The sequence below is a fragment of the Candidatus Omnitrophota bacterium genome (genome assembly GCA_041653595.1).
In the GTDB taxonomy this organism is placed as follows: domain Bacteria; phylum Omnitrophota; class Gorgyraeia; order Pluralincolimonadales; family Pluralincolimonadaceae; genus Pluralincolimonas.
This window is the reverse complement of the sequence record JBAZFB010000005.1, coordinates 54,622-77,418: the sequence shown is the minus strand read 5'-3', so window position 1 is coordinate 77,418 and position 22,797 is coordinate 54,622. Positions and strand designations below refer to the sequence as shown.

Annotated in this window: 22 protein-coding genes; 1 reads left to right on the top strand and 21 read right to left on the bottom strand. The window is 51.2% G+C overall.

Translation table 11 applies throughout. The annotated features are described in order from the left end of the window. Positions 1–2: 2 nt before the first annotated feature. The 4 genes from WC317_03400 to def are packed head-to-tail and all read right to left on the bottom strand — an operon-like array spanning position 3 to position 3,836. Positions 3–1,034: a galactose-1-phosphate uridylyltransferase gene (locus WC317_03400; GenBank protein MFA5339181.1), complete on the bottom strand. Its 1,032-nt coding sequence runs from the start codon at positions 1,032–1,034 to the stop codon at positions 3–5. After that, entirely contained in the window at positions 1,035–2,354 is a 1,320-nt protein-coding gene (locus tag WC317_03395; protein ID MFA5339180.1) for a CBS domain-containing protein, read from the bottom strand. It lies immediately after the preceding gene. A 55-nt stretch (positions 2,355–2,409) separates the two neighbouring features. After that, positions 2,410–3,345, bottom strand: a complete 936-nt coding sequence (gene fmt / locus WC317_03390; GenBank protein MFA5339179.1) for a methionyl-tRNA formyltransferase — start codon at positions 3,343–3,345, stop codon at positions 2,410–2,412. Next, on the bottom strand, positions 3,342–3,836 hold the full coding sequence (gene def / locus WC317_03385; GenBank protein MFA5339178.1) for a peptide deformylase: 495 nt from the start codon (positions 3,834–3,836) through the stop codon (positions 3,342–3,344). Before def ends, fmt begins: the two co-directional genes overlap by 4 nt. Positions 3,837–3,933: 97 nt before the next feature. On the opposite strand from def, the gene WC317_03380 reads away from it, so the two are divergent. Next, positions 3,934–4,539, top strand: coding sequence for a tetratricopeptide repeat protein (locus WC317_03380; protein ID MFA5339177.1), 606 nt, complete (start codon positions 3,934–3,936; stop codon positions 4,537–4,539). A gap of 3 nt (positions 4,540–4,542) precedes the next feature. Here the strand turns inward: WC317_03380 and priA are convergent, their stop codons facing one another. The 17 genes from priA to WC317_03295 all read right to left on the bottom strand — a co-directional run bounded on the left by priA (position 4,543) and on the right by WC317_03295 (position 22,795). Further along, on the bottom strand, positions 4,543–6,627 hold the full coding sequence (gene priA, locus WC317_03375) for a primosomal protein N' (protein ID MFA5339176.1): 2,085 nt from the start codon (positions 6,625–6,627) through the stop codon (positions 4,543–4,545). Then, positions 6,579–7,298, bottom strand: a complete 720-nt coding sequence (locus WC317_03370; GenBank protein MFA5339175.1) for a uracil-DNA glycosylase — start codon at positions 7,296–7,298, stop codon at positions 6,579–6,581. The genes priA and WC317_03370 overlap by 49 nt, the downstream gene beginning before the upstream one ends. A 9-nt stretch (positions 7,299–7,307) precedes the next feature. Continuing rightward, a complete protein-coding gene (locus WC317_03365; GenBank protein ID MFA5339174.1) occupies positions 7,308–8,456 on the bottom strand; it encodes a glycosyltransferase in 1,149 nt (382 codons plus the stop codon). Next, positions 8,453–9,031 (bottom strand): D-glycero-beta-D-manno-heptose 1,7-bisphosphate 7-phosphatase, encoded by a 579-nt coding sequence (gene gmhB, locus WC317_03360; GenBank protein ID MFA5339173.1) that lies wholly within the window; start codon positions 9,029–9,031, stop codon positions 8,453–8,455. Before gmhB ends, WC317_03365 begins: the two co-directional genes overlap by 4 nt. Next, positions 9,012–9,794 carry a glycosyltransferase family 2 protein gene (locus WC317_03355; GenBank protein MFA5339172.1) on the bottom strand — a complete coding sequence of 261 codons (783 nt, stop codon included), beginning with the start codon at positions 9,792–9,794 and terminating at the stop codon, positions 9,012–9,014. Before WC317_03355 ends, gmhB begins: the two co-directional genes overlap by 20 nt. 3 nt (positions 9,795–9,797) lie before the next feature. Then, positions 9,798–10,826: a glycosyltransferase family 2 protein gene (locus WC317_03350; GenBank protein MFA5339171.1), complete on the bottom strand. Its 1,029-nt coding sequence runs from the start codon at positions 10,824–10,826 to the stop codon at positions 9,798–9,800. After that, positions 10,817–11,653 carry a glycosyltransferase gene (locus WC317_03345; protein ID MFA5339170.1) on the bottom strand — a complete coding sequence of 279 codons (837 nt, stop codon included), beginning with the start codon at positions 11,651–11,653 and terminating at the stop codon, positions 10,817–10,819. The genes WC317_03350 and WC317_03345 overlap by 10 nt, the downstream gene beginning before the upstream one ends. After that, positions 11,650–12,735, bottom strand: coding sequence for a glycosyltransferase family 9 protein (locus WC317_03340; GenBank protein ID MFA5339169.1), 1,086 nt, complete (start codon positions 12,733–12,735; stop codon positions 11,650–11,652). The genes WC317_03345 and WC317_03340 overlap by 4 nt, the downstream gene beginning before the upstream one ends. Further along, positions 12,720–13,730, bottom strand: a complete 1,011-nt coding sequence (locus WC317_03335) for a glycosyltransferase family 9 protein (GenBank protein ID MFA5339168.1) — start codon at positions 13,728–13,730, stop codon at positions 12,720–12,722. The genes WC317_03340 and WC317_03335 overlap by 16 nt, the downstream gene beginning before the upstream one ends. 7 nt (positions 13,731–13,737) lie before the next feature. After that, positions 13,738–15,201 (bottom strand): O-antigen ligase family protein, encoded by a 1,464-nt coding sequence (locus WC317_03330; protein ID MFA5339167.1) that lies wholly within the window; start codon positions 15,199–15,201, stop codon positions 13,738–13,740. Then, entirely contained in the window at positions 15,198–16,967 is a 1,770-nt protein-coding gene (locus tag WC317_03325; GenBank protein ID MFA5339166.1) for a hypothetical protein, read from the bottom strand. The genes WC317_03330 and WC317_03325 overlap by 4 nt, the downstream gene beginning before the upstream one ends. Before the next feature lie 23 nt (positions 16,968–16,990). Then, positions 16,991–17,956 carry a GDP-mannose 4,6-dehydratase gene (locus WC317_03320; GenBank protein MFA5339165.1) on the bottom strand — a complete coding sequence of 322 codons (966 nt, stop codon included), beginning with the start codon at positions 17,954–17,956 and terminating at the stop codon, positions 16,991–16,993. Between the two features lie 61 nt (positions 17,957–18,017). Next, the gene (locus tag WC317_03315) at positions 18,018–19,196 is read right to left on the bottom strand and encodes a glycosyltransferase family 4 protein (GenBank protein MFA5339164.1); all 1,179 of its coding nucleotides are present in this window, start codon (positions 19,194–19,196) and stop codon (positions 18,018–18,020) included. After that, the gene (locus WC317_03310) at positions 19,193–19,543 is read right to left on the bottom strand and encodes a hypothetical protein (protein MFA5339163.1); all 351 of its coding nucleotides are present in this window, start codon (positions 19,541–19,543) and stop codon (positions 19,193–19,195) included. Before WC317_03310 ends, WC317_03315 begins: the two co-directional genes overlap by 4 nt. Further along, complete coding sequence (locus tag WC317_03305; protein MFA5339162.1) at positions 19,540–20,070, bottom strand: DUF4330 domain-containing protein; 531 nt, start codon at positions 20,068–20,070, stop codon at positions 19,540–19,542. Before WC317_03305 ends, WC317_03310 begins: the two co-directional genes overlap by 4 nt. A 29-nt stretch (positions 20,071–20,099) precedes the next feature. Beyond that, positions 20,100–21,974 (bottom strand): ElyC/SanA/YdcF family protein, encoded by a 1,875-nt coding sequence (locus tag WC317_03300; GenBank protein ID MFA5339161.1) that lies wholly within the window; start codon positions 21,972–21,974, stop codon positions 20,100–20,102. Continuing rightward, positions 21,971–22,795 (bottom strand): class I SAM-dependent methyltransferase, encoded by an 825-nt coding sequence (locus tag WC317_03295; GenBank protein MFA5339160.1) that lies wholly within the window; start codon positions 22,793–22,795, stop codon positions 21,971–21,973. The genes WC317_03300 and WC317_03295 overlap by 4 nt, the downstream gene beginning before the upstream one ends. Positions 22,796–22,797: the final 2 nt, after the last annotated feature.

Below are 22,797 nucleotides of genomic sequence, written 5' to 3'. Positions count from 1 at the left end.
TGTCATTCTATCCCGCTTAGGTATTTGGCCGCGTCTTCAGGCGGGGTCGGGTTAATATAGAACCCGCTGCCCCACTCGAAACCTGCGACCCTTGTAAGCCTCGGCATTATCTCGAGGTGCCAGTGGAAATCGTCGTCTATCGTCCTCCAGTATCCGGCCTTGGGTACGCGGAACGGCGCGGTATGGAGGATTATATTATACGCCGGGTCGACGAGAGCTTTCTTCAATTTCGTGAGCACAAGCTTGAGCGTCCTCGCCAAATCCGCCCTCTTGTCGACAGAAAGATGCGCGAAATCCGCGCTGTGTTTCTTCGGAAGGATCCACGTCTCGAACGGGAACCTAGAGGCGAAAGGCGCGAATGCCACGAAACCGTCCACGTCGGCCACGATCCGCTTTCCGGTGTCCAATTCCTGCTTTATGACATCGCAGAATATACAGCGTTCCTTGTATTCAAAGTACTGGCGCGCGCCGACCAGTTCATCCTTAAGGCGTATCGGGTTTACGGGCATGGCTATCAGCTGCGAATGGGCGTGCCTTATCCTTCCAGAGCCTGCCGCGAGGCCGTAATTTTTGAAAAGGAGCGCGTATTTCAATCGCGGATCCCTGCCGAGGTCGGTGATGCGTTCTATGTAAGCGGTTATTGAATCGGTGATCTGCTGCTCGGGCAGGTCAGCCATATTATAGATATGCTGGGGGGTCTCGACGATTATCTCGTGGGCGCCGATGCCGTTCACCACGTCATACATGCCCTTCCCGTGCCTTTCGACCTTGCCTTCCACCTTGAGGACCGGCGAGACCGACGGCACGACCCTGACCTTCCATCCAGGCGTGCACGGTTTTGTGCCGGGGTTGCGTATCGCAAAGATCTCCGGCTGAGGCGTCTGGTCTTCCTTCCCCTCGCAGAACGGGCAGGGAGGTTCGGCCATCTTCTCCTCGGATACGGAATGCGGCACAAAATCGGTGGGCCGGCGCGCCCTTTCGGTCGCGACTATCACCCACCTTCCGATTATAGGGTCTTTTCTGAATTCAGGCATCTATTCGCGCTTTCCGTTTTCCATCATAAGCTTTATCAGGTCATGCAGCGATATTACGCCCTGCACGGCGTTGTTCTCGTCCTGTATGACCAGGAACTCCGCGCCGGCAGCTTTCATCTTCTCCAGCGCGTCCTTAAGCGGTACGCCCGATTTCACGACTATCGCGGGCCGCTTCAGGAAACTGTTTACCGGCATCTCGAGCCCCTTCATGACCGTATCGGACGTGACGACGGCCTGGAGGTTCTTGAGCGAATTGACCCTGTTGCGTATATATGTATAAAATTCCGATGATAAAGTCCTGTTGAAGCTTATGAACATCGGGAAATACGGCTTCTTATCTATGAAATTCAGGTGGCTCTGGAGCGCGCACTGCCCGATCTGCCTGTCTATCGAAAGGAAATACCTCAAAGAGCTGTCCGGCATTATGTCGTCGAGTTCTTCCGGAACCGCGGCCATGTAAGTTATCTCGAGGACTTCATCCATCGAGACGTTCAGGCCCGGCCAATTCTTCGAAATGTAATAGCCCAACTCGTCGTCCTGGTCCTTATATAGGTGGACGTATTTTTCCAGAGTATCGATCGCATCGGCCAGGAATATCCCGAGCGCCGTGCTCTTGTTATATACCATTCCCGCGGCAACGAGTGCCCCGTCATCCGACTGGCCCGGCCCGATCTTATGCCTTATATAAAGGTATCTTATCTTGTCAGGCGCGATCTTCTTGAGGTCAGCTTCGGCGATGATAAGGCCCGCTCTTTTGAACGCCTCTATCGAACCGGCGTGTTCACGGTGGGCGAGCAATTCACCGTCGAGATTCATCTTATCCATCACATCGAGATTTATCGGATAACACTTGCCATAACCGATCGTTATCCCGAATTTTTCTTCTGCCGCCGCGCGCGGGCCAGGATCATCCCTGAGGCCGCCGATATATATGCCCCTGAGGACGTCCTGGGCGTTCACTTCGATATCCTTGAGGTCAGGTACGCCGATGAACGGTTCGCCTTTGCCGTTAACGAGGCGCGTCCTCGGTTTCCCCTTGATAATATCCTCAACGAACCCGGCGATGTCGTCTATGAGCATCTGGCGCCTGGTCTTGACCTTGTTCGGGTCGAACTTAAGCGCGCGGACGATATCGTCGATGGTCGTGTTGACGTAGAAGCTCTTCTGGAAGGCTCCCGCGCCGTTGTGGGACCTTCCTTCGAGCGACTGGATAAAAAGCAGCTCCGCTATCTCATCGGTAGTGTTTAGCTCTTCGGTCTCTTTGAGATGTTGGAAATCACGTCGTATTAATTCGCTGGGCGCAACTTTATTATTTATCATATAAATTTTGGGAAATACAAGAAAATATTATATCATATGCGGGCGGGAATTCAAGTCAATTAACGAAGCTGTCGCCGACTGAAACCTTGTTGCCGAGGACGTAATCCCTGGCCTTCATGCGCTTTCCGCCCTCGGCCTGGAGCTCCTTTATCCTGAGAAAGCCGCTGCCGCACGCTACGATCATACCGGTGCCGTCGAGCGCGGCTATCTGCCCGGGCGCAAGGCCCTTCTGCTCCGGGAGGCCTACAGGCTCTGCGGCCCATATTTTTATTGTCCGGCCGTTAAGGCGGGAGAACGCGCCGGGCCAGCCGTAATAAGCCCTGACCTTGTCGCGGACTTCTTGAGCCGGCTTGTTCCAATCTATCCTTCCGTCCTCTTTCTTCAGTTTAGGGGTAAATGTAGCTTCGGATTCATCCTGTTTTGTGAATTGCGCTTTCCGCTCGGCTATCGAATCCACGGCATTGACAAGCAGGTTGGCGCCGAGGTTAGAGAGCTTTTCGGAGAGCGTCTCGGCATTATCCAAATCGAGGATATCGGCTTCCTTTTGCATAATTATCTCGCCTGCATCCATCTTCCCTGTCAACTTAAAAACCGTGACGCCTGTCCTCACTTCGCCGTTCAACAACGCAGAGCTTATAGGCGAGGCGCCCCTGTATTCCGGGAGCAGCGACGCGTGCAAGCCTACCGGATAAAGTTTCGGCAAAGAGAGTATATCGCCGGATAGTATCTTCCCGTACGAGATCACTACGAAGAGGTCGGCCTTATATTTTTTGAGTTCGGCCAAGGCTTGGGCTGCAGAAATGTCGTCTATCGAGGTGACGGGTATCCCCAGGGAATCCGCTTTTATCTTTACCGGGGACTGCGCCGTCTTGAGGCTCCTGCCACTCGGCTTATCCGGTTTGGTCACTACGGCGGCGATATCGTGGAATTTGCTCAATTTAACGAGGCTTGGGACCGCGAACCCGGACGTGCCGAAAAAGACTATCGTCATTTGAGCTCTTTTTTGAGTTTGCGCTTCGCCATGAAGCGCTTGACAGGGCTGAGCCTGTCGATGAAGAGGATCCCATCGAGGTGGTCTATCTCGTGCTGGAATATCCTGGCCAGGAGGTCCCTCGCCTCAAAGCAGGCGGGTTTTCCTTTTATATCAAGCCCTTCGACCACTATATAGGTGCTGCGACGGACAAGACCGTTTGTCCCGGGCAGGCTCAGGCAGCCCTCCTCCTTCTTCTCGCTCCCGCGCTTTTTCACTATGACCGGGTTTATGAGGGCATCTGCTCGCCACTCGTCGCAAGACGGGTTGAAGACGATGATCCTTTTAGATACCCCTACCTGCGTGGCCGCGAGGCCGACCCCTTCGGAGAGCTTCATCGTCTCGATCATATCCTCGATAAGGCTCCTCTCGCGCTCGGTCACGGTTTTGACCGGCCGGGCCTTCTTCTTGAGGACAGGATCCGGATATTTGCGTACCTGTAAGATGGACATGGCACTATTCTACTATAAACCCCCGAAAAAACCAAATCCAAAAAAAAGTTGACCTCTCCGCCCCGATGCTCTATAATCAGGTAAAAGGAGCACGAGCATGGACGAATCGGATTTAGCCAATCTTCCGAAACAGGTAAGCGATTATTATCAAAAAGGCCTTGAGGCCGTCAAAAGAGAAAATTTCGGTTACGCTATAGAACTCTTCAGTTCCGCGCTCGCCTTAAAACAGGATTTTGCGGAGGCGCGCTTCTACCTCTGGCTCTCCCTTTGGGAGCAGCAAAGGCATCATCCGAATATAATTAAATTGGTCACCGGAAAAATATTCGGGTTTATCACCATGATGGGCGGGTTTTCGCTCCAAAAAGCGGGCAAGACGTGGGAGGCGATCTATCAGTTCGAGAAGGCAATGAAGGCCGACCCGGGAAATGCCGCGATCCTGAACGCCATAGCCGATTGCTTCCTGAGCGAGGGGCAAACCTTAAACGCCATAAAGATATTGGAAGGCGTCCCGATGATAAATAACAACGATTCTAAAACACTCAAGAAACTGGCGGGGCTTTACAAGGGCATGGAGAATTATGAAAAGGCGCGCGCTTTCTATAAGGCGGCCCTGCAGGCCAACCCAGGCGATATGGACGCCGAACACGGCATAAAAGAGCTCGACGCCATAAAGACCCTCATCAAGGGCTCGTTCGACCAGTAGACATCACAATCCCATCGGGTCGACATCTACCGTAATGATCAGGCCCGACTTCCCTTTCAGGTTATCCAGGGCTTTGTCTATAAATCCGCAGATCACCGCAGGGTCTTGCCCTTTAAGCAGCAGGTTCCACCTGAATTGCCCTTTTATCTTCGATATGAATTCCGGCGCCGGGCCTACCATCTCCACCGGCTTTCCCTTAGCTTCGCTAAGGACTTCGCCGGCGATGAAAAGGTTCAGGACGGCCCCGAGGTCCTGCGCGGCCTTTATCACCCTCTCTTCCTTCCTTCCCCTCAGCTTTATCTCGACGATATGCGTGAACGGAGGGTAATTCAGCTCTTTGCGGAATTTTATCTCCTCGTTGAAAAATCCGACATAATCGTGCTCGATGCTCTTTTCTATCGCGTAATGGTTGGGAGAGAATGTCTGGACGATCACCCTGCCGGGTTCTGATCCTCTGCCCGCGCGGCCCGCGACCTGCGTCAGGAGGTTGAAAGTCCTCTCGCCGGCCCTGAAATCCGGCAGGTTGAGAGCCGTATCCGCCGAGACGACCCCGACGAGCGTCACCCGCGGGAAGTCGTGGCCCTTGGCTATCATCTGAGTCCCGACAAGGATATCTATTTTATGTTTCTTGAATTCCGAGAGTATCTGGCGGTGGGAGCCCCTCTTTACCGTCGCGTCGGTATCCATCCTGGCTATCCTCGCGGCAGGAAAAAGCCTGGCCGCCTCGCTCTCGATCTTTTGCGTGCCGATGCCGAAATACCTGATATCTCCTCCTTTGCATTTCGGACATTTCTCAGGAGGACCAACCTGGTAATTGCAGTAATGGCAGTTAAGCTTCTTTGTGTCGAAATGATATGTCATCGAGACGTTGCAGTATTTGCAGGTCACCACATAGCCGCACTTCTTGCAGTTTATGAAGGTCGAGAACCCCCTCCTGTTCATGAAGAGCATCACCTGGCCGTGCCTGCTCAGGACCTGCGATATGGCGTGTTCAAGCGCGCGGGAGAATATCTTCGGCTCCCTGGAATCGATAAGCTCCTGGCGCATGTCTATTATATCGACCTTCGGCAGGGCCCTCTTCTCTATGCGCTCGGTGATCTTCAGTAATTTGTATTCGCCTGACGCCGCCTTCTGGAAACTTTCAAGGGACGGGGTGGCGCTGCCGAGGATGACCGCGGCGCCCGCGGACCTGGCGCGTTCTATCGCGACGTCCCTGGCATTATATCTCGGCGCGTCGTCCTGTTTATAGGACGTCTCGTGTTCTTCATCTATCACTATCAGGCCGAGGTTTTTGACCGGCGCGAATATGGCCGATCGCGCGCCCACCGCGATCTTCGCGGTCCCTTCCTTAAGTTTTTTCCATTCTAAAAACCTTTCGCTCCCGAGAAGCCTGCTGTGCAGGACCGCCACGATACTCCCGAACCTCGACTTGAAACGTTCGGCCGCCTGGGGCGTAAGAGAGATCTCCGGCACCAATACTATTGCGGACCTCCCCAATTTGAGCGCCGATTCGATCGACTGCATATAGACCTCGGTCTTGCCGCTGCCTGTGATGCCGTGCAGCAGGTAGACGTTGTTTTTGCCTTTCGATATGGATTCCCTGATGGATCTCAGAGCGGCGTCCTGCTCGTCCGTGGGCTTGAAATTCCCGGTGGGTTCGTATTCCTCTTCGACCAAAGGATGGCGGGGCTTTGTCTTTATCTTCCCTTTCTTCAGCGTGCCGGGAAGCGCGGCCTCGATCGCCTCTCCCCACGACGAGTGGTAATAACCGGCGATCCACTTCGTAAGCGCCAGCAGCTCGGCGCTGATCACCGGGCCCTCCTCGTCTATTACCGAGAGGATCTCCTTTATACCTTCGAACCGGGGCTTATCGACAAAATCGGTGACATAACCGACGATCCGCCTCGGGCCGAAAGGTACCCAAACACGCTTGCCGATCTCCACTTTTTCTTTCAGGGAGGCGGGAACCCTGTAGTGGAACGGTTTCCTGACGGGAAGGCCGACCGCTACTTCAACGAACTCTTTTGCCTTCGGATTCGTCAATCCTGCTCCGAAAGGATATTCATTATCTTCTTTAGGTCCTGCCATACTTCTTTCTTGGCGGAGGGATTCCTTAAAAGGTAGGCGGGATGATAAGTGGGGATAAGCGTGACGCCGTTAAATTCGAACTCTTTACCCCTGATCTTTGTTATGAAGACCTCGGTGCCCAGTAGCGCCTCAGCGGCATGTTTCCCGAGGCAGCAGATGACCTTAGGCGAGATTATCCCGACCTGCCTGAGGAGGTAATCCTTGCATGCGGTAACTTCTTCCGGCAGGGGCGCCCTGTTGTTAGGAGGCCGGCATTTTATGACGTTGCAGATATAGACGTCTTGGCGCCTGAGGCCCATCGCCTCTATCATCTTCGTCAGGAGCTGCCCTGCGCGGCCGACGAACGGTACCCCCCGGATATCTTCGTCTTCGCCCGGCGCCTCACCTATGAATACAAGCCGGGCTTCGGGGTCCCCGTCTGAAAATACGTAATTCTTCTTGATCTTATAAAGTAGGCAGCGCCGGCATGAAAATACTTCTTTCTTTACCGGCTCGAGCAATGCGGCTTTCTTCGACCCGGATGCGGCATCCCTGCGCCGGGCAGGCGTTATGACATCGGCAATGCCGGCCGCCTTCTCGGATTTTATATAGGACTTCAGGTCCCGGGCGATGCCGGCAAGATCTTCACGAGCGTTGCTGGCGATGCCGGCAAGATCTTTCTTATTTGTCATCGCTGATGGTCAGTTCTTTACGAGTGTTGACCATTTCTTCTCGATGGTCTCCAGCACAAGCAGGACTATATCGCTCGCCGATGACGGCTTGCCCAGCTGTTTCGCCTTCGCCCTCATCGTATCGAGGGTATCTTTTGACCTGTAAAGGGCTTCAAGCTTGTCGAGGGTCTCACCGATGGTCTTGACTCCCACGCCCACCCCGTTCTTTTCCAGGAACATAAGGTTGCTCTCTTCCTGCCCCGGTATATAGGCATTGACAATGACAGGCACGCCCTTGACCATTGCCTCGGATATGCTCAGCCCGCCGGGTTTGGATATCATCACGTCGGAGGCGTCCATCAATTCGTTCACGTTGTCGACAAAACCGTAAGGCTTGATAAATATTTTTGATCTCCTGGCGATATCCCCTATCTCCTTGAGAAGACCCTCGTTCCTGCCGCATACTACGAGGAGCTGGAACGGCTCCGATGTCCCGGCGATAGTCTCGACCATCTCCGGTATCGGGCCGACGCCAAGCCCGCCCCCGATAATAAGGACGGTAAATAGGCCCTCTTTCAGGCCGAGTTTCGCCGCCGCCTCTCCTCGATCCAGTTTCTTCGTGAATTTCTCCTGGACCGGGATGCCGAGCACCCTTATCTTATCGGCTTGTATGCCTTTGCTCACAAGCTCGTTCTTGGTGTATTCTGCCGCAGCGACATAGATGTCCACCTGGGACGATATCCAGAAATCATGCACGCCGTAATCCGTGACGCACGTGATGAGTTTGCCGTCATAGAGTTTCGACATTTTAAGGTTGGATACTATGTCCGTCGCCAGGAAATGCGTAGCGACGATACAATCCGGCTTCTCTTTCCTTATGAAGGAGTAGAGTTTATGCCCGTTTACGAAATTCATCATGCGCCTTACAGTCCTTATAAGCGGCCGCAGCGGCTTGAAATCGGTAAAATAGAACGAGAATGTCCAGAGGAAAGGCGCCTTCGAGACCATGAAGTTATATCCCCAGACATAGGTGAACCTGAACAGCCGGTTCGCGTATTCCAGGGAATCTACCACCCTGACATCGTGGCCTGTGTTGGCCTTATCGAAGGCGTCTTTTATCGCCAGGGCGGCGCTCTTGTGCCCGGCCCCGGCCTGGGCATGGATGATGAATACCTTCATATATTTCTCCTATCATTCTTTAATATGAATTCCACGGCTTCCAAAAGATCCTGTCTAATGAAGTCCGGTTTTGCCGCCCAGCCGTCATCCTTCCTCGACCTTACCTTACCGGACAACACCAAAAGGGTCCTGCATCCTATCGCCTTCCCGGCCTGGACATCCCTGATATTGTCGCCTACAAAAAAAGTCTTCTTGAAATCGATCGGGCCCCTCTTCAGCGCCTTTTTGAAAAGGCCCGCCTTGGGTTTCCGGCAGCCGCAGTTATCCTCGGTCCGGTGCGGGCAGTAATAGGCCCCCGTTATCTTCCCGCCGGCCTTTTCCGCTTCCCTCGCCATGTTAACAGTTATACGTTTAAGGTCCCGCATCGAGAAATACTTTTTTGCGATCCCTGCCTGGTTGGAGATTATATATACCGAATACCCGGCGTCCGTAAGCATCTTTATGGCGCGTTTCGCTCCCGGCAGGAACTTGAAATCCTTCCACTTGGTCACATATTGGAATTTCAGATGTTCAGGGTCCTTGTTTATGACCCCGTCCCTGTCGAGGAATATTACTTTATTTTGCTTTTTGGCCACGACCCAGCTCCCTGTATTTGGCGTAACTTAACAACTGGTAAAGACCGCCGTTCACCGCCACCATGAGGCCGATGACGCCGTCGCGATACCCTTTGTTGCCGACATAACTCCTGAAGAACCTGTCCAGGGTGCGCCACAAAGCCGTCTGCAGAGGCATCTTCTTCCCCGTAGAAAACCACTTCTCCGCTTCTTTTGAAGTCTGGCCGTTCAGCGAATCGATAAGTTCCGCGAAATTCTCGTAGGAATAATGGATTATATCGCCGTTGAGCCGGCCGCACTTTCCGTCGTAGAAGACGCGCGGGTGCACGGCCGCCTCTTCGTATTTAAACCTTCCCTTCCTGAAGAACCTGTCCTTATGCGCCGGATACCAGCCGCCCCATTTTACCCAGTGATCGCCGATATAATTGCGCATCGGCACGGCAAAAACAACATACTCATTAAGCTTGTTATCCGCGTCCTCTTTGATCACGCGGACGATCTCTTCTTTCAATTCCGGGCTTATGATCTCGTCGGCATCCAGGCTGAAGACCCATCCGTTCTTCGCCTGGGAGTAGGCATAATTCCTGTGGACGCCTTCTATGTCCATCTTCCTCTCAAATATCCTGTCTGTGTAGCGGCGCGCGATCTCGACTGTCCTGTCCGTGCTCATATCGTCCACGATCACGATATCGTCGGCCCATGCAACGCTCTCGAGGCAGGATGCGATCCTCTTCTCCTCATTCTTTACTATTACAACCACCGAAACCGGTATCTTCTGCTCCATAGTTTAAATTTCCCTTATCTCCGCGCCGCGGAAGAACCGGTAACCCGCAAGCGCGCCGCGCAGCACGGGATCCCCGGTATATATCCTGTCGAACCTCTTTTTCCTTATAATGATATTCCAAAATGATCTCAACTTAAAGAAGTTTTTAGGGGAATCGTTCATAAGGTCAAGATGTTTTGGGAGGGAGCTGAGGTCGACGCCTTTTTCCACGAAGAGCCAAACCCTGTTATGCCCAACCAGTTCCTCTCTTATCTCCTGCGCGGCCTTTTCCATGGAAACGGCTTCTTTCTCCGTCACGATAAAGGCGACGCGAAGTATCCTGCCCCATCTCTTCTCGAATATCCGCGCGCTCCTGTCGAACGTATCATCCTTGTCCTTGAGAAATTTCCCGGACTTGCCCTCCTCGTGGTACACGTAGCATCCGTTCGCCATCGCGCATTTAAACCCCGCGGCCTGTGCCCTGCGGCTGTAATCCGTATCCTCGAAATAGGCGTAACCGAATTTGTCGTCGAGAAATCCGATCTTTTCTATCACTTCCCGCTTAATGAGCATGCAGAAGCCGACAGAGGCGTTCATCTCGATCCATTCGCCGGAGTGTTTCACGAATCCCCTCGAAAATTCCTCCAGCGTGGTGTCTTCTCCGAAACGCAGCCCGAAGTTATTGGAAGAAGGGTTGACGATGCCTACCGACGGGTCGCTCCCGGCCACCCTTATCATCTCCTCCAGCCAGCCTTCAGTCGCGATTATATCATTGTTAAGCAGGCAAACGTACGGGGCGCGGGATCTCTCCATTCCCTTGTTCATGCCAAGCGGAAAACCTTCGTTGAGGCGGTTGAAGATCACCTCTACGCGGATGTTCGGCCCGTCCTTGATCTCCGACAGGAACTCGCGGATCCCTTTTTCTGTCGACCCGTTGTCGACAATTATCAGGCGCGAAGCGACGCCGGTGCAGCGCATCAACGATTCCACGCACCGTTTCAGGATAGCGAGGTTGTTCCAGCTTAAAAGGACAAGGTCGCACCTTATTTCCATCCGCACACCTCCAGCATTTTCTTCAGGCTGGCTTCATAGGTATACCGGCTGACCGCAAGCGCACGGCCCTCCCCGGCGATATTTACCCTCTCTTCGTCATGGGAAAGATAATATTCCGTCTTCCTCAATAATTCCCCGGCGCTGCCGTATGTCACGAGGTTCTTTCCGTCCGCGAATAGCTCGTTAAAGCCGCTGTCATCCCTCAACCTGTTCGTAATAAGCAGCGCTCCGCACGAAAGCACTTCGAACATCCTCATGTTTATATCGCCGTTTATCGAATAATTGAACCCTATCTTCGCGCCGCTGTAGATGTTAGACATAAAGCGCGAATCCGCCCTGCCGATATAACTGTCCGGGTATCCCCGCGCGAGGAGCTTAAGGAGTTCTCCCCTTAAATTCTTCTTGCCTTCCGTCCCGACAAAAGCGATGTCGAGGTTGCGGTCGATCTTCAGGTCTTTATGTATCTCCGGATCGCAGGCGATGTGGACCCACTCGGCGGCGATACCGGCATCTCTTTTAAGTTTTTTCACCCCGGGCTTTTGGGCGCAAAAAACAAAACCGTAATGCCCGGCCTGTTCTTTTATCTTCCTGTACGGCTTTTCGAGATGGGTGTCTATCGCGTAAAAGGCGGAAGGCTTGAGGTGGCCCGGTATGTCATATTTATAGTCGCCATGGTCGATGCGCAGGTAAAGGTCATATCCGGCCGGAATATTGTTATTGCTCGTCCAGAAATGGTCGAACTCTATGCCCATTTTCGCCGCGGCACGCTCAAAATAACGCCCTATCGTGTCTTCCCTCTCCTTATTAAAGATCAGCGCGAGTTTCATTTGGCCGCCAATGCCTCCGTTGCCGCCTTAAAAACGGCTTCGGCACTTATCTCCGAGACGCACTTCCTCTCGGCGCACTCTTTCATCCTGAAATCCCTGTAACATGGGCGGCACGCGATATCATCTTTGACGACTTTATGCCTCCCTGAGGGCGGATACTGCCCATACACCTTCTCATCGACCGGCCCGAATATCCCCACGGTCTTCGTCCCGGCAGCAACGGCAAGATGCAAAGGCCCTCCGTCATTGGCGATGACAAGCCCGCACAGGGACATAAGCGCCGCGGAATGCAGAAGCGTGGTCTTGCCGCAAGCCATCACAGCCGGATTCCTCATAGCCTTCGCCGTCTTTTCGCATATTCCGGCCTCGGCCTCGCTACCCATTATGATCACCTTCGCGCCCCGTTCTTCTATAAGGCGGTCGGCGACTCCGGCAAAGCCATCGCTTCGCCAATGCTTTATCGCGGCTTCCCTGCCCCAGCTCGCGCCTCCTGCCGGTGCGATACCGATGACCAACTCACCCTCTTTAATCCCGTTTGTTTTGAGGAAACCGCGAGCCCACTCTTTATCTTCCTGCGAAAGGTACAGGCTTATCCCTTTTTGCGCCGGCTCAACCCCCATAAACCGCAAAAGCCCCAAATAATATTCTATTACATGCTTATCGTGATAACCGTCTATAGTTATCTTCCTGGTCAGGTAACTGCCCCTGCCTTTATAATTAAACCCTATCCTTTCCTTTATACCCGCTAGGAAACACAGGAACCAATATTCCCTGCTCAGCGAAAGGTCTATGGCCGCATCAAATTTTTTCTCCCTGATATCTTTCGCCAAGGCAATGAATCTTTTGTAATATCCGGCCTTCGATCCCTTCCAGAGCGCCCTCAGCTCGTCTTTTTCGTAGACGAAAACCCATTTTATCTTCGGGTTAGCCCTTAGCAAGGGTTCTGTGCGGCGGTTACAAAGGAAACCTATTCCGGAGCCTTCGGTCCGCGCGCTTAGCGCCTCAATGAGAGGCGTCGTAAAAAGCACGTCTCCTATGCCGAAAGGATTGATGATAAGTATATTTTTTAGGGCTTTTTGCATAATTTCCCGCTCACCGCTTCAAATACGTCGTCAACCGTGATATCCGTGACCTTCGGTCTCCCGACGACTATATGCCCCGCTGCGGCGGGACTTTGCCCCTGGCCGTAAGGCCCCCACCTTTTTGATGATCCGCCCGGGCGCGCCTCTCCAAAAAGGGCGATCACCGGAGTGCCCACCGCAGAGGCAATATGCACCGGCCCCGAATCGCACGATATCAGGAGAGCCGAGCTTTTTATAAGGGCGCCGGATTCCTTGAGCGACAGCTTTCCGGTAAGGTCGGTGACTTCATTGCGCATCTTCGCCTTTACTCCGGCGGCGGCGCTGCGCTCATCTTCTCCGCCGACCAAAACGGCTTTTATCCCGAACGCGTCGATCATCTTATCGCAGACTTGGGCGAATCTTTCGGCCGGCCATAATTTTTCCGGGTTGCTTGTGCCCGGATGGACGGCTGCGAAACCGCCTCCGGCGATGCCGTTCCGCGCTAATATTTCCGCCGCGGCGCGTTCGTCCGTATCTGCCAAAGGGAAACAGAGTTTTTTACTTAAGATCCCGGCGCCTGCGGCCTTCGCAAGGTCAAGGTTATATTCGACCTCGTGTTTCCCGCAAAGGTATTTTTTATCTTCTATCGCACGCGTAAGCAGGAACCCGAGTTTCCTGTCGTAACCTACCCTCACGGGTATCCCTGCGAGAAAGGCGGCGACATTAAAAAACTTGCTCGGATTGAAGATGACGACCATATCGAACCCCGACACCCTCAGGAAGCGGATAAATCCCAAGCGCTTTGCGAACGAATCGAGATCGGGAACGGGATCGAGTTTGACGATGGAATCGACGCAGGGATTCCCCTCGACCACAGGCGAAGAAGAAGGCTTTACCAGGAGCGTAATTTTGGCTCCGGGGAAACTCTCGCGTACCGAGCCGAACGCCGGGGTAGTAAGCAGTAACTCTCCTATTCTGTCCGTCCTGACAAGAAGGATCCTGCGGGGCTTTAACAAATTGGACCTACTCAGGCCGAACCCTTGCAACCGCGAGTCCGCACATCGACCAAAAAAGGACCGCCAGCGGGAGGGAATAGAGGTTGGTGTCGAAGAAACTATTAACGAGGGTGGTTATTATACATGCAACCGCGCCTATTGCGGCGGCTTTCAAAAATTTATCGGAAGTACCGGTAAATTTTGAGATCCCCCGGATTGAAACACTCACGCAGAACCACAAAAAGACCAGGAGGCCTATTATCCCTGTCTCGGCGGCTATCTGGAGGAAACAATTATGGGCATAAACGATCCATTCGTAACTAGCGGGTTTATATTTCTCGAATACGCTCATGAACGTATTTAACCCATGGCCGAATAAAGGCCTGTCTAAAAACATCTTCCAGCCCGTCTTCCATATCAAAAATCTGTCCATCGAAGAGAGGTCGCTCCCTAATTTAGATAAGGAGCCCAACTGGGCCTTGATATCCGGAGGCGCGATCAACGCAGTTAATGAGACCAGTAAAGCTACTATTACGAGCGCGGCAACGAGACGTTTCCAGCCGATAAAGATAAGAAGAAATAAAAACCCGACAACGAATCCCATCCATGCCCCTCTCGCGAAAGTAAGCAGCAAACAGGCCGCAAGGACCAGGGATATCACTAAAAGCCCGAACTTCTTCTTCCAATTCATCACGCTAAAGGCAATGAGCGCAAGCGGCAAAGGCAACATTGTCGCTACATAAGTGCCGAAATCGTTCGGGGCTTTGAACGCCGCGGTTATTTTCATGTCAGCGAACATGGGGAACTTCCGGAAAAGGTCATAGCCGGTCAATCTCTGGTATATGCCGTCTATTCCGGAAAAAAAGGCGGCGATCAAAAAAGAAGAGACAAGATTAAAGACCCGCCTCGGCGTGTTAATTACATCCGCCATTATCAGGAATATCAGAAGATATTCCATGGTCTTGAAGAGGAACGCCTCGGCGCTCATCCCCAACCGCTGGCTTGTGAAGGCAGAGGTTATCAGGCTTACGGCCATAAAGGATAAGGTTGATGCCTTAAGGCTAAACCCATGATTTGACCTTGCGACCGCCAGGGCTATTATAAAAAAAAGTATATTCAGGAATATGGCAAATAGGGTTATTGGGAGGAACACCCCTGTCACGAACAGGTCTCCTTCAATATCAAAATGGTGAGAGATGACCGCCAGGGAGATCATGATCGATGAATAGACGAGGAGTACCGCCAGGATACCCACAGGAACGAGGATCTTTAATACATCGTAAGTCGATGCGGGGGGAACAAATGATTTTATCTTCTCGAGCGTCCATTCCCATGCTTTGAGGCCGTTTTTATAAAGCCAGATCATTACCGACAATGTGGCAAAGACCTCGACCACGCTCTTAGAGGTGGGAATGAAGAAGACGAGGGTATAAAGCATATACTCGATGACCTTGTCGCAGGCCGTATAGAGTCTTTGCCTGTCGGCACTCATCTCAGGTATATCCCGCTTACTTGATGGTACTGCGCTCCGCTCTCCCTGCAGATCGCCTCTATATCCTCTTTTGTCTTATCTTCCGCTGAAGGTATGGCGATGATCACCTCATCTATCGAGTGTTCCTCAACCAACCGCGGAATATCGGACCTTACTCCTAAGACCGAAACCCCCTGGATCCTCCTGCCCTGCTTCGACAGGTCATCGTCTACGAATCCTACCGGCCAGTAGTTAAAGGCCTTGTTCTTGCGCACCTCGCGAAGGAAGGCGTCTCCTGTATCTCCCGCTCCGAAGATCAATATCTTCTTCCCTTTCGCGTCCAGCGAAACGAATATCTGCTCCTTGAAGAGCCTGAAGGCGATCCTCACTGCTGACATGAGAATAAGCAGGATCATCGCGTCCAGCAGGAATATCATCCTTGAGAAGCCCTCGAACCTGAAAGCTACCACAAGCGCGGCCGCCGAAACCACAGTTCCTAATATGACGCCTTTGACTATATTCAATATCTCGTTGAGCCCTATATATCTCCAGATATTCCCGTAAACACCGGTGATCGAGAAAGCAAGCAGGTTTACCACTATCATTATCGGGAGCGATTTCGCTATCAGTTTAAAATTAAAGGGATCTATTATGCCGTCATAACGGATTATATAACTGGAAAAATAAGCGATGCAGATCAGGCAGAGGTCGCATACTACTTCGAAAATGACCCTCTTGTATTTTATCAGGGCGTCGATAAGCTCGGACTGGTTCTTGTAATATGAGACGCTGCGAGGCAATGCAAGGGCCGGCGTCTCCTCTTCCCTGCGGGTCATCTTATTGAGGAACACGCCTAGCGAGAAGACTACTATGAGGAGCAGCGTCACTACCGTAATGCTTACATATGCCTTCATATACAAAGAAGCGTAGGCCGCAAGCCCGAAGAGGAGCGATATCAAATACAGGACCGTGACCGCTTTCCTTTCGTGCCAACCGAGAAAAACCATCCTGTGGGAGGTGTGGTCTTTTCCTCCCTTTGCTACCGACCTCCCGTCTATCGTCCTGGTCACCGTGACGAAGATCGTATCGAAGATCGGGACCGCGAGCGCCAATACGGGTATAAGCAAGACGAGAAATAGGTGTGAGGCTTCTTTCCATGTCCCCATGACCGTGATCGAGGCTAGGGCAAAACCCAGGAACATCGCGCCGCAATCTCCCATAAATATCTTGGCCGGATAAAAATTATGCGGCAAGAAGCCCAAGGACGCACCCCCCAGTATAAGCGCGAACATGGCCATTTCATGATTATTGAGCGCCAGGGCGCAGGCAAAGACAGTGAGCGAAGCGATCGCGGCAACTCCTGACGACAAGCCATCCATATTATCCAGCAAATTGAAGGAATTGGTTATACCGACGATCCACAAGATAGTCAACGGTATGGCCAACGCCGAAGGTATTATATTTATCGTGACTCCCGATATGACGGTCAGGGAAGCGCAGACTATCTGTCCAACGAGCTTGGACTGCGGACTCAATCCCTTGAGGTCATCAGCTACCCCGAGCAAAAATATGGAGGTGCCTCCGATAAGAAGCCCAAGCCCCCCCTTCATGCCTTTTAAATAGATTAGATAGGTTATTATAAATGCGGCGTAAATGGCCGCTCCGCCCATGAGCGGAATAACGTTCTTGTGCCACCTGTCCTCTTTTGGCCTGGCTACAACGCCCGCGCGGCCTGCTATTGACTTTATCAGCGGCGTAAGGAGGAAACTGATTAAAAATGCCGTCAAAAACAAGTACAAGAATTTCAAGGCTAAGCCTTTTCCTTTGTATACATAACAACGTCTTCGATGATAGTCTTTAAGTCCGCGGTGGGCCTGAATCCTATGAGGTTGCGTATCTTCGTCGTGTCAGGGACCCTTTTCTCCATGTCCTCGAAGCCCTCCTCATAGGCCTTTTCGTAAGGTATGCGGACTACCTTTGAGCGGCTACCCGTTATCTCTATGACCTTTTGAGCAAGCCCTTCGATCGTGATCTCTTCCTGGCTTCCGATATTGAAGACCTGCCCGTAGGCCTTTTCGTTTTCAATGACTTTCGGAAGGGCATTCACAACGTCTTTTACGTGAAGGAAACACCTTGATTGTTTCCCGGAACCGTAAACGGTTATATCCCTGTTCTCGAGAGCCTGTTTCACGAACCTCGGGACGACCATACCGTATGCCCCCGACTGGCGGGGCCCTACGGTATTAAAAAGCCTGACGATCGTGGCCGGGACGTTCTTCTCTTTCCAATATACGTAGGCAAGCATCTCGTCCACCGCCTTGGCGGTCGAATAGCTCCATCTCGATTTAAGGGGCGAGCCGAGTATCCTGTCCTGGTCCTCCTTCAGCGGCCCCTGCGTATTCTTACCGTAGATCTCGGACGTGGACGTAATGAGGACCTTTTTATGGTAGCGATACGCCATCTCCATGACGGTCTCGCTTCCTTTAATATTCGTCGTAAGGGATTCGAGGGGATGATTTACGATAAGCTCGACCCCGACCGCGGCCGCAAGATGGAATATGGCGTCGCAGCGTTCGGCCAGCTTGTCCACGAGGGATTGGTTAAGGATCGTCCCGACAACAAGCTGGAAAGCGGGATTGCGCTCGAGATGTTTTACGTTTTCTATCTTCCCGGTAGAAAGATCGTCAAGGATGGTCACCTTGTGTCCCTCTCCCACCAGTTTGTCCGACAGATGGGAGCCGATAAAACCGGCCCCTCCCGTGATCAGGTAATTCACGAATTTATCTCCTTTTGTAGGACTCTATTATAAGTTATCTGATACGATTTTGCAATACGCCTCAATCCCTTCGGCGAAGCGCCTCTTCGTAAAGGGCTTTTATATCCTTCACAAGGCGCTCTTTGGAATATTTCTGCAGGACTTTCCGGCGGCCGTTCCTGCCGAATTCGTCCCTTTTTTCAGGATCCCCGGCCAGCTCAAGGAGACGTTTTGCGAAACCTGCGGCATCTCCCGAAGCGACGAGACAGCCATTTATCCCGTCTTCCACCACATCCTTCACGCCGCCCACATCGGTCGATACGACAGGCCTGCCGGCAGCGAGCGCCTCTATCAAAGCTACGGGAGTGCCTTCATTAAGCGATGTCAGGGCGATGATATCCAGGTCCGCATATACATCGGCCATCCCCTCTTTCCAACCGCGAAAGACGATCTTCTCGCGGATCCCTGACTTCTCCGCATATCCTTCAAGCCCTGTCCTCTCTTCCCCGTCACCGATCACGATGCACTTTATATCCCGTCCCCCTGCCGTATCGAATAACTTCTTGCAGGCATCCAAAAACATCCTGTGGTTCTTGACCGGAACGAGCCTTCCGATTATCCCTATCAGGACGCAGTCATTGCCGATACCCAGCTCATTCCTGAGCTTCCCCTTCCTCGACCCGATCGAAGATAACACATCCAACTCCAGGCCCAGGGGCACTACTTTTACTTTTTCATCGCCGGCTATCTTATATTTTTTAATTATCTCTTTTTTCTGCGTCTCGCTGACCACCACTATATATTTGGAAAAAAAAGCCAAAGATCTCTCTATGAAAAGAAAGATGCCGGCGGAGAGACTATTGAAATAACTCTCAAATATATGCCCGTGGAAAGTGTGTATCCTGACCGGGACCCCTGCCAAAATTGCCGCGGCCCTTCCCAATGCACCGGCCTTGGCTGTATGGGTATGCACGATATCCGGCCTCTCCCGCCGCATGATCAAGTACATCTTCCATAGCGCTATGAGATCGTTTACCGGATCGATCCTTCGCCCCAATTCCGGGATGATAAGCGGTTCTACGCCTTTCTCCCTGGCCAAATAGCCCATATCCTTTTCATCGATACCGACCCTGCCCGTAACCAGGATAGACCTGTAATATTCGTCGTTTAAGGCTTGCGTCAAGAGGATGGTGTGAATGGCCGGGCCGCCTACATTCAGGCGGGCGATGATCCTGAGGACCTTCAGTTTTTTCGGGGTCATTTAAAAATTTTACTTAAAATAAAACTGTTCTTCTTTATCTCCTGCCAACCGGTTTCGCAGGAAAATCCGCCCAGGCATAAAATCAAGACCGCGCTTTTTATTATCATATCGGGTAAACTCATTTCCTTGTGAAGCGCCAAATCCAAAAAAATATTCACCGTGACCGCCGTAAATATAAAAATAGACGCCGATCTGGCCGCTTTACTGAAAAATCCCTGTTTAATCCTTGATAACAAGCCTGCTGTTTTGCTGTTTTTAATTAAACCCGCGATGGTCGACCGCGATTCACCGCAGAAACCGGCCAGCCACGCCGCGACCTTGCTTTCCTCTATCACTTTTTGGTTCATTTATCCCCTTTTTTCTCCGCTAAGGCCGTACGGTCAAAATCTATTATCACGCCCTGGAAATTATAACTATCAGTATTTAATACAACGCTATTCCCTATCTTCACGGCGTAATTGTTAAAAAATATAACCCCTCTCTCTTCCGTGCAATTTACGTCAAATAAGCACACGACATCCCTGCCGCTCGGGTTCGGGACCAAAAAATAATCGTTGTTCCTCAGGTTGAACTGGTTTATAGTGATGATCTCCGAAGGTACGTTGCTGATGATCTTCTTTAAGACCCCTATCGTATTGCCGTCGTTATCCTTGACTAAGTCCCCTTCGCGGAAAAAACCCGCTAATTCGGGCATGACGCTGGCGCATTTGATCTTTATCGAGATTTTCTTGTAATCCTTAACCACCCATTTATGCGTCAATGCCTTATTCCCTAAATAAAAGACCGGCGTAAGGCCCAGCAAGAACAGGATCACCAGAAAATCAATTAGGTTGATCCTGCCGAATATTTTCCCTTTCTCATCGATAAACTTCATTTTCCTTCTCCTTTGTTTGGCATCTTATTTTAAATATAGCCCTTCCACCAATAATAAGCGATGGCCAGATACTCGCGGAATATGCCTTCTATCTGCCCGAGGCTTATCTGTTTCAAGTTCCATCCGGCATAAATATTGCTGGTTTTGTGCTTATAAAACGAGCTCTTCTTCACCGGAGTATAAGCCACTTCTATCCCTTTGCCGGTCTTTTCAAATACCAATGAGACACGGCGCATATGATATGGGGAGCTCACCAATAGGATCTTATTCCATCCTTTACTTTTCAGCATCTCTTCTGAAAATCTGACATGTTGATAAGTGCTCATCGCCTTGTCTTCAAGGATGATCGATCCCTCCGGCACTCCCAGCGACACGGCGAGGGTTTTCATCATGACCGGCTCTTTAAATATATACATGTATCCCGACGAAAAAATGATATTTTTTGCGAATCCCGCCTTATAAAGTTCTACCGCGTATTCGGTCCTTTCCAGGTAGCCCTGTCCTACTTTGCCGGATTCGCCTACGCCTCCGGCAAATACCACTATCGCATCCGCCTTACGGGGAGTGTCGGATATCTTGAGCGGCTCCGCCAGGAACCAGATCAAAGGAGTGCAAAAAACCAAAAGATAAATGACCGCTAAAGCCGCCGCAAAACGCACTAAGCGCCTTCCGGCCGTATGATAAAAAATAAGTAATCTCTCTTTCCAGTTGGCTTCGTTTTGAAGCATATTTTTCTCGATGGCTTTCTCTATTATGGAGCTCATCTGCTCTATCTGGTTCTCCCAGCTGTTTTCGCGGGCATAGGAAACCCTTTTTCCTACGACGCTATCATCTTGTTCCTTCAAGGCCTTACCAAGGCAGGAGCTGAACTCCTCTTTATTGGCCGCTATGTAGATCACCCCGCCGTCTCTTTTCCCCAGAGACCTCAGCTCGGGGAGGTCGGTGGAAACAACGCTTTTCCCGAGGGCCAGGTATTCGTTCAACTTTGCCGGGTAAATACATTCCGTAAAATCGTTCACGAGATACGGGATGACCGCGACGTCAAAATTATTCACGTAATTCGGTAACTCATCGTGGTTTTTCTGCCCCAAAAAATGGACATTCTTGAGCCGCGCAAGCTCTCCCACGTCCATCTGCAAAGGCCCTACAAAAACAAAAGAATACCCGGGATGTGAATCAGCCAGGAATTTTATCAATTCCGTATCTACCCATTTCCTCACCCCGCCCGAAAAACCGATTATCGGCCGTTTAATATCCCTCATATCTTCAGGCACATAAGTTGTATCTATTTTACTTCTATCGAATTTATCGATATTTACGGTGAACGGGAACTTGTAAACTTTATCGTTAAACTGAGCGCAATATTCATAGAGCTTGTCTGCGGTCACGAATACGACGTCGCTCATTTTAATTATCTTCTTCTCGTACTGTTCAACTTTTTTTGCCGTAGACGAGACCAACTTAAGGTTATCGAGGCAATAGTATATCAATAATTTACTATCGATCTGTTTTACTAAATCGAGGGTAAGGGCGGTGGGCAGAAAAACCCAGATTATGGGGTTTGTGAAATTTAGCGCCTTCATCCATTTTTTAAGGACGGATAAGATCATTATCCTGTTGATCCATCGGGCAGGCCTGAAATACGGGAAAGGCACGACCAGCGGCGAAAGGATGTAAAGATTCGCGGATTCCTTTCTCACTCCTTTTACTCCCCTGAACCAGTTCTTGAGCCTCTTTTTAATGCGCGAGATGTCCCTTACTCCCGGCATCCGCACCCCGGTGTTCTCTATGAAAAACACCTTATTGCCGTTCTTGGCCAAAGTCAGCATTATCTCTTGATGCCCCTGCCAGATGAAATCCCAGTCTATGCTGGATATGCAGATAATATTTTCGTTTTTGATCATTTTCTCTTATGCCCCCAGCAGACCCAACCGGCCGTATCCTTCATCCTCGAAATTTTTGTCCTTGTAAACCCGGCTTCTTCCAAAAGACCCGTTAATTCAGACCTGCCGAACCTATGCTCGATGGGCGCGCCGAATCTATCGTAAAGGTCGCCCCTCAACGAGAATGGCCCCTTTCCAAAATTAAAAGGGACATTCTCGGCTATCTTTTCCGTTGCTTTAAACATTCCCAATATTTTTGAAGGGACGGTAAAAAATAAATAAATGACCGGCGAAAACGCATAACACAATAAATAAAGGACCCTCTTGGGGACCCTTGTCGTGAGCATCCTTAGAAGATCGATCAATTTGATGGCCATATATTTAAAAAAGTTCTCGGAATGGTCTTCATAGAGATACAGGAAAATAGGCGCGCCTTTCTTTAAAATCCGCGCGATCTCGGCTAAGCCTTTTCTAGGTTCCGGGGTATGGTGCAAAACGCCGAATGAATAGGCGAAATCGAATATCCCGCCGTTTAAAGGGATCTCCAAAGCGGAACCCTTGACAATCTCAATATTATTAAGCCCGGCTGTGATCTTTTTTTCCGTAAATACCCCGTCCGAAATATCCATGCTGACTATCCGGACAGAGGGGTTGTCCCTTGCCATGATAAAACTGTCAAAACCGCAGCCTGAGCCCACATCTATGCCGATCTCCCCCCTTACTATCGGCTCATCTATTACATCCTGCATCCTGTCGAAATGCCATTTTTCTACCGGCTTTAAGACATCCGGCCTTGTCCATAGAAACCCGTAAGTCTTCCCCGTTATTCCGGACTTATCCATCT

What these genes read in the sequence shown, in the direction of transcription:
- WC317_03295 (MFA5339160.1), bottom strand. Translation starts at nt 22,795, where the DNA reads ATGGATAAGTCCGGAATAACGGGGAAGACTTACGGGTTTCTATGGACA.
- priA (MFA5339176.1), bottom strand. Translation starts at nt 6,627, where the DNA reads ATGGCAGGACCTAAAGAAGATAATGAATATCCTTTCGGAGCAGGATTG.
- WC317_03345 (MFA5339170.1), bottom strand. Translation starts at nt 11,653, where the DNA reads ATGAAACTCGCGCTGATCTTTAATAAGGAGAGGGAAGACACGATAGGG.
- WC317_03365 (MFA5339174.1), bottom strand. Translation starts at nt 8,456, where the DNA reads ATGAAGGTATTCATCATCCATGCCCAGGCCGGGGCCGGGCACAAGAGC.
- WC317_03400 (MFA5339181.1), bottom strand. Translation starts at nt 1,034, where the DNA reads ATGCCTGAATTCAGAAAAGACCCTATAATCGGAAGGTGGGTGATAGTC.
- fmt (MFA5339179.1), bottom strand. Translation starts at nt 3,345, where the DNA reads ATGACGATAGTCTTTTTCGGCACGTCCGGGTTCGCGGTCCCAAGCCTC.
- WC317_03300 (MFA5339161.1), bottom strand. Translation starts at nt 21,974, where the DNA reads ATGATCAAAAACGAAAATATTATCTGCATATCCAGCATAGACTGGGAT.
- WC317_03380 (MFA5339177.1), top strand. Translation starts at nt 3,934, where the DNA reads ATGGACGAATCGGATTTAGCCAATCTTCCGAAACAGGTAAGCGATTAT.
- WC317_03355 (MFA5339172.1), bottom strand. Translation starts at nt 9,794, where the DNA reads ATGGAGCAGAAGATACCGGTTTCGGTGGTTGTAATAGTAAAGAATGAG.
- WC317_03315 (MFA5339164.1), bottom strand. Translation starts at nt 19,196, where the DNA reads ATGACCCCGAAAAAACTGAAGGTCCTCAGGATCATCGCCCGCCTGAAT.
- WC317_03370 (MFA5339175.1), bottom strand. Translation starts at nt 7,298, where the DNA reads ATGACAAATAAGAAAGATCTTGCCGGCATCGCCAGCAACGCTCGTGAA.
- WC317_03350 (MFA5339171.1), bottom strand. Translation starts at nt 10,826, where the DNA reads ATGGAAATAAGGTGCGACCTTGTCCTTTTAAGCTGGAACAACCTCGCT.
- WC317_03330 (MFA5339167.1), bottom strand. Translation starts at nt 15,201, where the DNA reads ATGAGTGCCGACAGGCAAAGACTCTATACGGCCTGCGACAAGGTCATC.
- WC317_03340 (MFA5339169.1), bottom strand. Translation starts at nt 12,735, where the DNA reads ATGCAAAAAGCCCTAAAAAATATACTTATCATCAATCCTTTCGGCATA.
- WC317_03395 (MFA5339180.1), bottom strand. Translation starts at nt 2,354, where the DNA reads ATGATAAATAATAAAGTTGCGCCCAGCGAATTAATACGACGTGATTTC.
- WC317_03310 (MFA5339163.1), bottom strand. Translation starts at nt 19,543, where the DNA reads ATGAACCAAAAAGTGATAGAGGAAAGCAAGGTCGCGGCGTGGCTGGCC.
- WC317_03305 (MFA5339162.1), bottom strand. Translation starts at nt 20,070, where the DNA reads ATGAAGTTTATCGATGAGAAAGGGAAAATATTCGGCAGGATCAACCTA.
- def (MFA5339178.1), bottom strand. Translation starts at nt 3,836, where the DNA reads ATGTCCATCTTACAGGTACGCAAATATCCGGATCCTGTCCTCAAGAAG.